The organism is Mycobacterium sp. 1081908.1 (genome assembly GCF_001673535.1).
Classification (GTDB): Bacteria; Actinomycetota; Actinomycetes; order Mycobacteriales; family Mycobacteriaceae; genus Mycobacterium.
On record NZ_LZLY01000140.1, the window covers coordinates 1 to 12,577 of the forward strand.

At 68.9% G+C, this 12,577-nt stretch carries 12 protein-coding genes and 1 pseudogene; 8 read left to right on the forward strand and 5 right to left on the reverse strand.

The annotated features are described in order from the left end of the window. The 6 genes and pseudogenes from A5655_RS22570 to nuoN all read left to right on the forward strand — a co-directional run. Positions 1-120: pseudogene (locus tag A5655_RS22570) on the forward strand (NADH-quinone oxidoreductase subunit I); the annotation flags it as partial. Next, positions 117-905: an NADH-quinone oxidoreductase subunit J gene (locus tag A5655_RS22575; protein ID WP_067013937.1), complete on the forward strand. Its 789-nt coding sequence runs from the start codon at positions 117-119 to the stop codon at positions 903-905. The pseudogene A5655_RS22570 and the gene A5655_RS22575, both read left to right, overlap by 4 nt. Continuing rightward, a complete protein-coding gene (gene nuoK / locus A5655_RS22580; RefSeq protein WP_007168303.1) occupies positions 902-1,201 on the forward strand; it encodes an NADH-quinone oxidoreductase subunit NuoK in 300 nt (99 codons plus the stop codon). The genes A5655_RS22575 and nuoK overlap by 4 nt, the downstream gene beginning before the upstream one ends. A 12-nt stretch (positions 1,202-1,213) precedes the next feature. After that, positions 1,214-3,100, forward strand: coding sequence for an NADH-quinone oxidoreductase subunit L (nuoL, locus tag A5655_RS22585; protein WP_067013939.1), 1,887 nt, complete (start codon positions 1,214-1,216; stop codon positions 3,098-3,100). After that, positions 3,097-4,671 (forward strand): NADH-quinone oxidoreductase subunit M, encoded by a 1,575-nt coding sequence (locus tag A5655_RS22590; protein ID WP_197508775.1) that lies wholly within the window; start codon positions 3,097-3,099, stop codon positions 4,669-4,671. The genes nuoL and A5655_RS22590 overlap by 4 nt, the downstream gene beginning before the upstream one ends. Beyond that, positions 4,668-6,260: an NADH-quinone oxidoreductase subunit NuoN gene (nuoN, locus tag A5655_RS22595; RefSeq protein WP_067013943.1), complete on the forward strand. Its 1,593-nt coding sequence runs from the start codon at positions 4,668-4,670 to the stop codon at positions 6,258-6,260. The genes A5655_RS22590 and nuoN overlap by 4 nt, the downstream gene beginning before the upstream one ends. Position 6,261: 1 nt before the next feature. Here nuoN and A5655_RS22600 read toward each other — a convergent pair whose 3' ends face one another. From A5655_RS22600 to A5655_RS22620, 5 genes are read right to left on the reverse strand one after another with little or no spacing between them, the layout of a single operon-like run. Then, complete coding sequence (locus A5655_RS22600) at positions 6,262-6,699, reverse strand: hypothetical protein (RefSeq protein ID WP_067013945.1); 438 nt, start codon at positions 6,697-6,699, stop codon at positions 6,262-6,264. Further along, the gene (locus tag A5655_RS22605) at positions 6,696-7,955 is read right to left on the reverse strand and encodes a DUF58 domain-containing protein (protein WP_067013947.1); all 1,260 of its coding nucleotides are present in this window, start codon (positions 7,953-7,955) and stop codon (positions 6,696-6,698) included. Before A5655_RS22605 ends, A5655_RS22600 begins: the two co-directional genes overlap by 4 nt. 6 nt (positions 7,956-7,961) lie before the next feature. Beyond that, positions 7,962-8,930, reverse strand: coding sequence for a MoxR family ATPase (locus A5655_RS22610; RefSeq protein ID WP_067013949.1), 969 nt, complete (start codon positions 8,928-8,930; stop codon positions 7,962-7,964). Further along, positions 8,927-9,409: a hypothetical protein gene (locus tag A5655_RS22615; RefSeq protein WP_067013951.1), complete on the reverse strand. Its 483-nt coding sequence runs from the start codon at positions 9,407-9,409 to the stop codon at positions 8,927-8,929. Before A5655_RS22615 ends, A5655_RS22610 begins: the two co-directional genes overlap by 4 nt. Then, positions 9,406-10,368 carry a DUF4129 domain-containing protein gene (locus A5655_RS22620; protein WP_197508776.1) on the reverse strand — a complete coding sequence of 321 codons (963 nt, stop codon included), beginning with the start codon at positions 10,366-10,368 and terminating at the stop codon, positions 9,406-9,408. Before A5655_RS22620 ends, A5655_RS22615 begins: the two co-directional genes overlap by 4 nt. Positions 10,369-10,779: 411 nt before the next feature. Here A5655_RS22620 and A5655_RS22625 point away from each other — a divergent pair, with 411 nt between their 5' ends. Together A5655_RS22625 and A5655_RS22630 are read left to right on the forward strand one after the other, a co-directional pair. After that, positions 10,780-11,706 carry an ABC transporter permease gene (locus A5655_RS22625; RefSeq protein ID WP_082978829.1) on the forward strand — a complete coding sequence of 309 codons (927 nt, stop codon included), beginning with the start codon at positions 10,780-10,782 and terminating at the stop codon, positions 11,704-11,706. Positions 11,707-11,714: 8 nt separating this feature from the next. Beyond that, positions 11,715-12,575, forward strand: a complete 861-nt coding sequence (locus A5655_RS22630; protein ID WP_067014061.1) for an ABC transporter permease — start codon at positions 11,715-11,717, stop codon at positions 12,573-12,575. Positions 12,576-12,577: the final 2 nt, after the last annotated feature.

Consider the following 12,577-nt stretch of genomic DNA (forward strand, 5'->3'; position numbering starts at 1 on the left):
CAGGACATGCTCGCGCCGCCGCACCCCCGGGCGGAGGGCGCCACCGACAAGGACTACTACCAGGGCAACGTGACCGCGCAGGGGTTACGCCAGCGCGAGAACGCCGGGGACACAAGATGATCGCAACGCTCGCCTCGAACCTCGCCTCCGAGACCATCGTTCGCACCTCCACCGGCGAGGCGGTCACATTCTGGGTGCTGGGTGCGGTGGCGCTGATCGGCGCGCTCGGCGTGGTGCTCGCCGTCAACGCCGTGTACTCGGCGATGTTCTTGGCGATGACCATGATCATCCTGGCGGTGTTCTACATGATCCAGGACGCGCTGTTCCTCGGCGTCGTTCAGGTGGTGGTGTATACCGGCGCGGTGATGATGCTGTTCCTGTTCGTTCTGATGCTCATCGGTGTGGACAGCGCGGAGTCACTGAAGGAGACGCTGCGCGGCCAGCGCGTCGCGGCCCTGCTGACCGGCGTCGGGTTCGGCGTCCTGCTGCTGGCCGGCATCGGCAACGTGGCGACCGGTGGTTTTGTCGGACTCACCACCGCCAACGCCAACGGCAACGTGGAAGGCCTGGCCGCCCTGATCTTTTCGCGTTACCTCTGGGCCTTCGAGCTGACCAGCGCCCTGCTGATCACCGCGGCCGTCGGCGCGATGGTGCTGGCGCACCGCGAGCGTTTCGAGCGGCGCAAGACCCAGCGTGAGCTTTCCGAAGAACGCTTCCGGGCCGGCGGGCGCCCCACCCCGCTGCCGAACCCGGGCGTCTACGCGCGCCAGAACGCGGTCGACGTCGCCGCGCTGCTGCCCGACGGCTCGTACTCGGAGCTGTCGGTCTCGCCCATCCTGAAGATCCGCGGCGCGGACGGCGGAGACGTCCGGTCCGCCGAAGCGGTCAGGGGCGGTGCGTCGTGAATCCGGCCAACTACCTTTACCTTTCGGCCCTGCTGTTCACCATCGGGGCCTCGGGCGTGCTGTTGCGCCGCAACGCCATCGTGATGTTCATGTGCGTGGAGCTGATGCTCAACGCCGTCAACCTGGCGTTCGTCACGTTCGCGCGTATGCACGGCCACCTCGACGGCCAGATGATCGCGTTCTTCACCATGGTCGTGGCCGCCTGCGAGGTCGTCGTCGGCCTGGCCATCATCATGACGATTTTCCGTGCCCGCAAATCCGCGTCGGTGGACGACGCGAACCTACTCAAAGGCTAAAAGAACGCCGAGATGACTGACTACACCTGGCTGCTGGTGGCGTTGCCGTTGGCGGGTGCCGCGATCTTGTTGTTCGGGGGCAGGCTCACCGACGCGTGGGGCCACCTGCTGGGCTGCGCCACCGCGCTCGCGGCGTTCGGGGTGGGTGCCACACTGCTCGCCGACATGCTGGGCCGCGGCGAGGCCGATCGCACCATCCACCAGAAGCTGTTCACCTGGATCCCCGTCGGGCAGCTCCAGGTCGACCTCGGGCTGCAGATCGACCAGTTGTCGATGTGCTTCGTGCTGCTGATCACCGGCGTCGGATCGCTGATCCACATCTACTCGGTCGGCTACATGGCCGAGGACCCGGACCGCCGCCGGTTTTTCGGCTACCTCAACCTGTTCCTGGCCTCGATGCTGCTGCTGGTGGTCGCCGACAACTACCTGGTGCTCTACGTCGGCTGGGAGGGCGTCGGCCTGGCCTCCTACCTGCTCATCGGTTTCTGGTACCACAAGCCGTCGGCCGCCACCGCGGCCAAGAAGGCGTTCGTCATGAACCGCGTGGGCGACGCCGGGCTGGCGGTCGGAATGTTCTTGATGTTCAGCACTTTCGGCACGCTGTCGTACGCCGGGGTGTTCGCCGGTGCGCCCGCCGCCCCGCGCGGCGCGTTGACCGCGATGGGGCTGCTGTTGCTGCTGGGCGCCTGCGCCAAGTCCGCGCAGGTTCCGCTGCAGGCCTGGCTGGGCGACGCGATGGAGGGCCCGACGCCGGTGTCCGCGCTGATCCACGCCGCCACCATGGTGACCGCCGGCGTGTACCTGATCGTGCGGTCCAACCCGCTCTACAACCTCTCGCCCGGCGCGCAACTGGGCGTAGTCATCGTCGGCGCCGTCACCCTGCTGTTCGGGGCGTTCATCGGCTGCGCCAAGGACGACATCAAGCGCGCCCTGGCCGCATCGACGATGAGCCAGATCGGCTACATGGTGCTGGCCGCCGGCCTCGGCCCGGCCGGCTACGCCTTCGCGATCATGCACTTGCTCACCCACGGTTTCTTCAAGGCCGGCCTGTTCCTCGGGTCGGGGTCGATCATCCACGCGATGCACGAGGAACAGGACATGCGCCGCTACGGCGGCCTGCGCAAGGCCCTGCCGGTCACCTTCGCCACGTTCGGGCTGGGATACCTGGCGATCATCGGCGTGCCCCCGTTCGCGGGCTTCTTCTCCAAGGACGCCATCATCGAGGCGGCGCTGGGCGCCGGCGGCACCCGGGGCTACGTGCTGGGCGGGGCCGCGATGGTGGGCGCCGGCGTCACCGCGTTCTACATGACCCGGGTCATGTTGATGACGTTCTTCGGCGAAAAGCGTTGGGCCCCAGGCGCCCATCCGCACGAGGCGCCCGCAGTGATGGCATGGCCGATGATCCTGCTCGCCGTGGGCTCGGTGTTCTCCGGCGGCCTGCTGGCCTGGCGGGGCACCATGCGGCACTGGCTCGAGCCGGTTGTCGGGGCCCACGAGGAAGTGACCCACGCCATGCCCGTCTGGGTCAGCACCGCCCTGGCGTTGGGCGTCGTCGCCGTCGGCATCGCGGTGGCCTACCGCATGTACGCCACCGCGCCCATCCCGCGGGTCGCGCCCGTGCGGGTTTCGGCGCTCACGACCGCCGCGCGCGCCGACCTCTACGGCGACGCGTTCAACGAGGAGGTGTTCATGCGCCCCGGCGCGCAGCTGACCGACGCACTGGTCGAAGTCGACAACGCGGGCGTCGACGGCTCGGTCAACGCCCTGGCGGCGCTGGTGAGCCGGACGTCAAACGGCCTGCGGCGCTTCCAAACCGGCTTTGCCCGCAACTACGCGTTGTCGATGCTGGCGGGCGCCGTGCTGGTGGCCGCGCTGATCCTGGCGGTGAGGGTGTGGTGAGTAACGTGCCGTGGCTGAGCGTCCTGTGGCTGTTGCCGCTGGCCGGCTCCCTGCTGATCATCCTGCTGCCGCCGGGGCTGCGGCAGCTGGCCAAGTGGACCGGCCTGGTGGTCGGCGTGCTGACGCTGGCGGTGGCGATCGTGGTCACCGTCGGCTTCAAGGCCGGCGGCCCCGCCTACCAGTTCGTCGAAAGCCACAAGTGGATACCGGCGTTCGGCGCGGGCTACTCCCTCGGCGTGGACGGCATCGCGGTGGTGCTGGTGCTGCTGACCGCGGTGCTGATCCCGGTGCTGCAGGTCGCGGGGTGGAACGACGGCGACAAGGGCACCCAGGAAAATAACCGTGGCGTGCACGCCTATGTCGCGCTGACGCTGGCCATCGAGTCGATGGTGCTGATCTCGGTGGTCGCGCTGGACGTGCTGCTGTTCTACGTGTTCTTCGAGGCCATGCTGGTGCCGATGTACTTCCTGATCGGCGGCTTCGGGCCGGGTCCCGGCCGGTCGCGCGCGGCGGTGAAGTTCTTGCTGTACAACCTGTTCGGCGGCCTGATCATGCTGGCGGCCGTGATCGGTTTGTATGTGGTGACCGCCCAGCACGGCTCGGGCACGTTCGATTTCCGTGACATCGTGGCGGGTGTCGCGTCAGGCCGCTTCGCCGGCGTCGATCCCGCGGTGTTCAAGGCGCTGTTCCTCGGCTTCATGTTCGCGTTCGCGATCAAGGCCCCGCTGTGGCCGCTCCATCGCTGGCTGCCCGACGCCTGCGTCGAGGCCACCCCGGCGACGGCCGTCCTGATCACGGCCGTGATGGACAAGGTCGGCACCTTCGGCATGCTGCGCTACTGCCTGCAGCTGTTCCCCGGCGCCTCAACGTATTTCCGTCCGGCGATCGTGACGCTGGCGATCATCGGCGTGATCTACGGCGCGGTCGTGGCGATCGGCCAGGCCGACATGATGCGCCTGATCGCCTACACCTCGATCTCACACTTCGGGTTCATCATCGCCGGCATCTTCGTCATGACCAGCCAGGGGCAGAGCGGGTCGACGCTGTACATGCTCAACCACGGCATCTCCACCGCCGCAGTCTTCCTGATCGCCGGATTCCTGGTGACGCGGCGCGGCAGCCGGTCGATCGCCGACTACGGCGGCGTCCAGAAGGTGGCACCAATCCTGGCCGGCACCTTCCTGGTTTCGGCCATGGCCACCCTGTCGCTGCCCGGGCTGGCGCCCTTCGTCAGCGAATTCCTGGTCCTGCTGGGCACTTTCAACCGGTACTGGCTGGCCGGCGCCTTCGGGGTGACCGCCCTGGTGCTCGCGGCCATCTACATGCTGTGGCTCTACCAGCGGGTGATGACGGGGCCGGTGGCGGAGGACAACGACCGGATCACCGACCTGCGGGCGCGCGAATTGGTCGTGATGGCACCGTTGCTCGCGCTGCTGTTCGTGCTGGGCGTCTATCCCAAGCCGGTGCTCGACATCATCAATCCCGCCGTCGAGAACACCATGACCACCATCGGCCAGCATGACCCAGCGCCGAGCGTGCCGCCCCGGACTGCCGAAGGACCGCACCGATGACCCTGCCCACCCCCAGCGTCGAGTACTTCCTGCTGTGCCCGATGCTCATCGTCTTTTCCGTCGCGGTCGTCGGCATGCTGGTCGAGGCCTTCGTGCCCAGGCGGATTCGCTACGCCACCCAGATGACGCTGGCCCTCGGCGGCCTGGTCGCGGCGCTCGTCGCGGACGTGGAAGTCGCCGAGTCGATCCCCTCGTCCGGCCGGGCCGCGGTGCTGGGCGCGGTGGCCATCGACCGGCCGACGCTGTACCTGCAGGGCACCGTGCTGCTGGTCGCGGTGCTGGCGGTCATCTTCATCGGCGAACGGGCCCAGGCCAAGGCGGACGCCAAGGTCGCCGTGGGCGCCAACAATGCCGTCGGGTCGGGCGGGCTGGATTCCTTTACGCCGCAGGCGTCCGCGGTTCCCGGCTGCGAGGCCGAGCGCGAGGCCGAGCGGGCCGGGGCCGCGCAGACAGAACTCTTCCCGCTGGTGATGCTGTCCGTCGGCGGCATGATGGTGTTCCCCGCCTCCAACGACCTGCTGACGATGTTCGTCGCGCTGGAAGTCCTGTCGCTGCCCCTGTACCTGATGTGCGGGCTGGCCCGTCATCGCCGCCTGCTGTCCCAGGAAGCGTCGATGAAGTACTTCCTGCTGGGGGCGTTCTCCTCGGCGTTCTTCCTCTACGGCGTCGCGTTGCTCTACGGCGCGACGGGTACGCTGCTGCTGCCCGGGATCCGGGATGCCCTTGCCGCCCATGGTGATAGCTCGATGGCGCTGACCGGCGTCGCGCTGCTGTCGGTCGGCCTGCTGTTCAAGGTGGGCGCGGTCCCGTTCCACTCCTGGATCCCCGACGTCTACCAAGGCGCGCCCACCCCGATCACCGGGTTCATGGCGGCGGCCACCAAGGTGGCGGCGTTCGGCGCGCTGCTCCGGGTGGTCTACGTCGCGCTGCCCCCGCTGCACCACGAGTGGCGCCCCGTGCTGTGGGCGATCGCGATCCTGACCATGGCCGTGGGCACCGTCACGGCGGTGAACCAGACCGACGTCAAGCGGATGCTGGCCTATTCCTCGGTCGCGCACGTGGGCTTCATCCTCACGGGCGTGATCGCCGACAACACCGCGGGGCTGTCCGCCACGCTGTTCTATCTGGTCGCCTACAGCTTCAGCACCGTGGGCGCGTTCGCGATCGTGAGCCTGATCCGCGATGCCGACGGCGTCGAAGACGCCAAGATTTCCCACTGGGCCGGGCTCGGGCAGCGCTCCCCCATTGTGGGCGTGATGTTTTCGATGTTCCTGTTGGCCTTCGCCGGCATCCCCCTGACGAGTGGATTCGTCAGCAAGCTCGCGGTGTTCAAGTCCGCCGCCCAGGGCGGCGCGGTGCCCCTGGTCATCATCGGCGTCGTCGCCAGCGGTGTCGCCGCCTACTTCTACGTGCGCGTCATCGTGTCGATGTTCTTCACCGAAGCGACCGACGACACCCCGAACGTCGTGACACCCGGCATCCTGAGCAAGATCGCGATCGCGGTATGCGCCGCGGTCACAATCCTTTTGGGGATCTTCCCGCAGCCGCTGCTCGACCTGGCCGATCAGGCGGCCCAGCTGCTGCACTGAGTCAGCTCACGAATGGGCGGGTGGCCAGGACGTAGATCGCCAGCACCCCCACCGGCGCGGCGAGCGGCAGCCACGGCAACTGCAGCGGGAACGACGTCGCGACCAGGCCCGCGAACGTAAACCCCACGGCCGCAAGGGCGGTCGGCCAGCTCCACATGACGCCGCCGGCGGGCGTCCCGACCGCGTGCCGGCACACCAGGTAGGCGAGGGCGCACAGCCCGGACCAGGCGGCCAAGACCAGCGAGGGGTCCGACGCCAGGATCGTCGCCACCGATGCCAGCACGGCGATCGTCGCCGCCGGACGGAAAACCACGGACACACCCACCGCGATCAACGCGGCCGCCCCCGCGGCAACCGCCGGCCCGTGCGAACCGGTGGCGGCCAGCCCCACCATCAGCGCACCGAAAACGGTCGAGACGACCAGCGCGATCCACTTCATGCTCGCAGCCGTCCCCGCACGCGATGTCGGCGGTCGGGCAGGACGGCCATCGACTGATCCAGCGTGCTGTCCCCCCGCCACGCCACGATGTCCACGCCGACCGTCGCCATGTCGCGATACATGGCCGAGCGCTGCAGCGCCCACATCCGATCGATCAGCGGATCCTGCTGGCTTTCGAAGGGGGAGCTGTCGAGGATGTCGACGGCGATCACGACGTGGCCGCGCTTGCGCAGGTCGATCAGCGCCAACGCGAACTCCGTGTCAAGCAACGTGGAGAACGCGATGACGATCGCGCCCACGGGAACCGCCGCGCGGGGAGCCAGTGTGCCGGTGGTGTTTTCGAACCGGTCGCCGGCGCCGAGCACGGTGTCGAGCACCCGGTAGAACTGGCGCTGCCCGATGTCGGCGCCCAGCCAGCGTGGGCGGTTGCCGCCCAGGGCGACGATCCCGGCGCGATCGCCGTGCCGCAGCGCGGTCTGCACCACCTGCGCGGCGCCGCGCACGACGCGTTCGGTGGCCTCGGTCGCCGGGCCCGCGGGCTGCCGATACGTGTCGATCAGCACCACCACGTCGGCGGCGCGATCGGTCAATCGCTGCGTCACGTGCAGCTGGCGCCGGCGCGCGCTCACCGGCCAGTTCACCGCGCGCAGTTGGTCACCGGGCACGTAGGGCCGGATGTCGGCGTACTCGACACCCGGGCCGATGTGCCGGGTCAGGTGCGCGCCCAGCCGGTCGAGCAACTCGATCTGCGGGATCGGCGTCGACTGCGGAGGCGTCAGCGGGAAAACGATGACGTCGGCGGCGTCGACCGTACCCGTGCCCGTCAGCAACCCGCCCCGCGCGAGCACCTCGACGCGCGCCCGGACGGGGTAGCGGCCCCAGCGCTGTGCGGTGGCCACAACGGTTTTCGCGTGCCGGGACTCGGAATCGAGCGCCTCGAGTTGCATGCCCGCGGCGGGCCGCACCGTCAGCTCCACCGCCGAGGGCCCGGCGTCGCCGTCTTCCGTCAACCACACCCGCAGCCGCGCCTGCTCGTTTTCGAAGCATCGCTGCGAAACGGGTTTTCCGTGCACCCGGATCTTCGGCACCGGGGGTTGCCAGCTGATGGAACACAGCACGCCGAGCAGCGGCGCCGCGAAGGCAAGCAGCTGCCACCGCCCGCCGACCACGGCGGCGGCCAGCGCAAACCCGGCGCAGGTCGCGATCGACCGGGCCAATGGCGATGCACGCCAACGAAACTCGACTTGGGTGTCCACCGGATATCAGCCCTGGCCCCCGCTGGTTCGCGGCACCGGCAAGCGCCGCAACAACTCCGCGACGACGTCGGCGCCCTGAATCTTGCGCACCCACATCTCGGGCCGCAGGGTGATGCGATGCGCGACGGCCGCGACGGCGAGCGCCTTGACGTCCTCAGGGATCACATAGTCGCGGCCGAGCAACAACGCCCGGGCGCGCGCGAGCTGAACGAGGTCGAGTTCGGCGCGCGGGCTGGCGCCCACCGCGACCTGCGGGTGGTGCCGCGTCGCGGTCGCCAGCGACACCACATAGTGCAGCACGTCCTCGTGCACCGTCACCTGCTCGACCGACTCGCGCATCGCGAGCAGATCGTGCCCGTCCACCACCTGGTTGACCGTCGGCTCGGCCGACCCGCGGTCGAGGCGGCGGCGCAGCATCGACGTCTCGTCGCGCTCCGAGAGGTATCGCAGCTCCAGCCGGATCGCGAACCGATCCAGCTGCGCCTCGGGCAACGGGTACGTGCCCTCGTACTCGATCGGATTGTCGGTCGCCAGGACGATGAACGGCGTTGGCAGCTTGTGGGTTTCGCCGTCGATGCTCACCTGCCCCTCGGCCATCGCCTCCAGCAGGGCCGCCTGCGTCTTCGGCGGCGTGCGATTGATCTCGTCCGCCAGCAGCAGGTTGGTGAAAATTGGTCCGGACCGGAACGCGAAGTTGCCGGACTGCATGTCATAGATCGTCGAGCCGAGCAGGTCGGCGGGCAGCAGGTCCGGGGTGAACTGCACTCGGGTGAATCGGAGCCCCAGTGCGGCGGCGAAGGACCGGGCGATCAGCGTCTTGCCGAGGCCGGGCAGGTCCTCGATGAGCACGTGGCCGCGCGCGAGGACCGCGGTCAGGATGAGCGTCAGCGCCGAGCGCTTCCCCACCACCACGCGTTCGATCTCGTCGAGGACCGCCTCGCAGCGTGCGGTGGTGGTCGCGACCGGCAGCGTCATATTTGCTCCAACCTTCGCAGAATCTCTTCCAGCACTCCGCGGCCGGGTCCGGGTTCCCGGTCACCCGTGCGCGCGACGTTGTTCGGGTTGACCCATTCCCACAATTCCGCGCCGAAAAGCATTCGGCCGCTTGCGTGATAGGCCGTGGGATCCTTGGATTGCTTGTGCCCCGTCGCCATTTCGTAGCGTCGCGCGAGCATGGGACGCAGATGCCGGTCCCAGTCCGCCCGGGTGGAGTCCGACCGCCGGATCGTCGTCTCGGTGGTGGAAAGCCAGCGCCGCAACGAATCCCCCAGCTGGTCGTAGTCCGGCTCGGCATCCGGTTCGGTGCCGCGCCCCACGTAACGACGGACATTGAGCAGCACGAGAGCCAGGGCGACTCCCGAGGCGGCCAACAGGAACCGGTGCCCGTGCAGCGTCAGCGCCAGCAGCTCTATCCCCACGACGAGGCAAACACCCAGGGCGATAAGCCTTTTCATACCGGGCTCCGCAGCTCCGCCAGCACCAGCCGCAGGACGCTGACCGCCACCTCGCGATGCCCCTCGTTCATCACGTGCGGGGAGAAACGCGCCTCCTCGAACAGGTTGACCAGCCGTTCGGCGTTATCGGCGTGCAGCGCATGGTGTTCGACGGCGCGGACCAGCACCTCGGTCGGCGTGTCGAAGTCCTGGGGGGCGGCCCCGGGCACCCGGGCGAGCTCGCGTTCCATCGCGGCGTAGCACGCGATGATCGCCTCGCGGGGTTCGCGGTTGAGGTCGCCGATCTCGGCCAGTCCGACTTCGGCCGCGCGGGCCAGCGACTCCGAACGGGGCTCCGGGGCCGGCGACGCGGGGCGATCGTCGGCCACGATGACCGGTCTGGGCGCGCGCCAGCGCCGCCTCGCCATGATCAGCGACCCGGCGACGATCACCAGCATCATCGGGATCGTGCCGGCAAGCAGAACGCCGAACATGTCCCCCGAACCGTTGGCCGGGTGCGGCTGGTTCGCCGCACCGCTCGGGGGCGCCGACGACGGCCGCGCGGCGGGGACTTGGGCGGTGGGAGCCGCGGGGTTGGCGTCGTGCGGCGCCAGATAGCGGACCAGCAGGGTCACGATCAGCAGCCAGGCCGCGATCAGCGCCAGCCCGATCAGCAGCACGCGCCAGCTCGGCCGGCCCTTGCCGGTGCCGAGCAGGTCGGACAGGTCCGCCTGCTTCGGTGCCGCCGCGCGCGGGTCCCGCAACCGCGCGATGACGGCGATCGCCAGCAGCGCGAGCGTCCCGCTCAGGGCCGCGACGACGAAGAGCAGCGCCGCCCGGCCGCCGCCCGCTTCGCCGCGCGGCGCATGGCCCTGAGCCGGGAAGTAGCCTCGGAGGGCGGCGGCGACAAGGATCAAGAGGACGATCAGGGCAACCACGCGCCCGGTCGGCTTGTCGATACCGGACTTCATAACGGGCATGGGCACCACCCGACCGGTTGCATACGCCGTTGCGGCTCTGTCTTGGTTCATACTGGCACGTCAAGCGGCCATCCCGCCAGGAACGACGCCGGCGCCGGGGCGCGACGCCCATCCTGGGCCGGGCCGCAATCGCGGCTTTATCCACAGGCCAGGACCGCCGCCGCCCATGGCGCGCAATCCTACGGATTGTGGCGTACGTCACACTCAACTGCTTCTGGATAGAACGCACGCCCTCGGTGCCACTATTGAACGCACGTCGACCAAGCTCCCAATCTTTGATTGGCTGAGAACCCGTAGCAGCGATTAAGGAGGGACCCGCCGTTGACCGCTGTATACAACGCGACAGCGGCTGAACCACCGACTGAGACCGCAGGCGACGGACTCGCCTGCGTCGACGCCGACCCTGGCACCATCACGAACGGCGCGGACGTCGCGAGTCCCGTCGTCGCGGCGCCCGGCGCGCCCGCCGATCGCCCCGACGATCCCCCCGCCGTCGCGGAGGCGCCGACCGGCGGCCGAGCCGGCGCGACGCTGGGCAAACCGTTCCGGTACGTCGCCCGGCAGCTCGACTCCTCATTGCAGACCCTGGGCCGGTTCTTCGACCTGGCCGCCCAGTCCTTCAGGTACCTGCTCACGGATCTGGTCAAGTTGCGCCACCCCTGGCGGGACACCGTCAACCAGGCCTGGTTCATCATCAGCGTCACGGCGATACCCGCGTTACTGGTGTCCATCCCGTTCGGGGTCATTGTGGCGGTGCAGGTGGGCAACTTCATCCAGCAGGTCGGCGCCTCGTCGGTGTCGGGCGCGGCCGGCGGCCTCGGGGTGATCCGGCAGGGTGCGCCGGTGGTGGCCGCCCTGCTGCTGGGCGGTGCGGCCGGTTCGGCGGTGGCCACCGATCTGGGCGCCCGCACCATCCGCGAAGAGGTCGACGCGCTGCGCGTCATGGGCATCAACCCGGTGCAGCGGCTGGTCACACCCCGGCTGGCGGCCATCGTCATCGTGGCGCCGGTGCTGTGCTCCTTCATCATCTTCATGGGGCTGGCGGCCGGCTACGCGATCAACGTGGGCTTCCAGTCCGGCACTCCGGGTAGCTACATCGCGTCCTTCGCGTCCTTCGCCAGCGTCAACGACGTCGTGGTCGCCGTCCTCAAGACCTGGCTTTTCGGCGTCGTCGTGATCCTCGTCGCCTGTCAGCGCGGCCTGGAGGCCAAGGGCGGCGCGCGCGGGGTCGCCGACGCGGTCAACGCCTCCGTCGTCATCGGCATCGTCGCGGTGTTCGTTCTCAACCTGCTGATCACCCAGGGGCTGTCGATGTCCATGCCGCTGAGGGTGGGCTGATGGCCCGGATGGCGGTACCGGCACGCTACGTGCCCACGCCCCTGCGGGCCTCGCGATGGGTCGCCGACCGGGGTGACTCGCTGATCCAGCGCCTCGGCCACCAGGTCACCTTTCTGTCGCAGGTGCTCGGCGCGATTCCGCACACGCTGAAGCGTTACCGGCACCAGACCGGGGTGCTGCTGGTCGACATGATCTGGGGGAACGGCTCGATCATCGTCGGTGGCGGAACCATCGGCGTGCTGGTGTTCATGGGCGCGGCGGTCGGTGGTTCGGTGGGGGTCGAAGGATACGGCGCCCTCGACATGGTCGGGATGGGCCCGCTGACCGGGTTCGTCTCCGCCTACGCGAACACCCGGGAGATGGCCCCGATGATCGCGGGGATCGGCTTCGCCGCCCAGGCCGGGTGCCGCATGACCGCCGAGATCGGCGCCATGCGGATCTCGGAGGAGATCGACGCGCTGGAAGCCCTTGGCATTCAGTCGATCCCGTTCGTGGTCACGACCCGGGTGATCGCCGGGATGATCACCATCGTTCCGCTCTACGTGGTGACGCTGGCGCTGAGCTACGTGTCGTGCGCGACGGTGGTCAACGTGCTGCACGGGCAGTCGTCGGGCACCTACTACCACTATTTCGACTCGTTCATCCAGCCGTCGGACGTGGTGTTCTCGGTCGTCAAGGCGGCCATTTTCGTGACGCTGATCATCGCCATCCACTGCTATCAGGGCTACTACGCCAGCGGTGGTCCCGAAGGCGTCGGGCGGGCCTCGGGGCGGGCCATCCGGGCCAGCATCGTGACCGTGGTCGCCGCCGACATGGTGCTGACGCTGTTGTTCTGGGGCAACAACCCCGGCATCCGGATATCGGGGTAGCC

Coding starts and splice junctions, on each gene's coding strand:
- A5655_RS22575 (WP_067013937.1), top strand. CDS start 117: ATGATCGCAACGCTCGCCTCGAACCTCGCCTCCGAGACCATCGTTCGC.
- nuoL (WP_067013939.1), top strand. CDS start 1,214: ATGACTGACTACACCTGGCTGCTGGTGGCGTTGCCGTTGGCGGGTGCC.
- nuoN (WP_067013943.1), top strand. CDS start 4,668: ATGACCCTGCCCACCCCCAGCGTCGAGTACTTCCTGCTGTGCCCGATG.
- A5655_RS22600 (WP_067013945.1), bottom strand. CDS start 6,699: ATGAAGTGGATCGCGCTGGTCGTCTCGACCGTTTTCGGTGCGCTGATG.
- A5655_RS22610 (WP_067013949.1), bottom strand. CDS start 8,930: ATGACGCTGCCGGTCGCGACCACCACCGCACGCTGCGAGGCGGTCCTC.
- A5655_RS22615 (WP_067013951.1), bottom strand. CDS start 9,409: ATGAAAAGGCTTATCGCCCTGGGTGTTTGCCTCGTCGTGGGGATAGAG.
- A5655_RS22620 (WP_197508776.1), bottom strand. CDS start 10,368: ATGCCCGTTATGAAGTCCGGTATCGACAAGCCGACCGGGCGCGTGGTT.
- A5655_RS22630 (WP_067014061.1), top strand. CDS start 11,715: ATGGCGGTACCGGCACGCTACGTGCCCACGCCCCTGCGGGCCTCGCGA.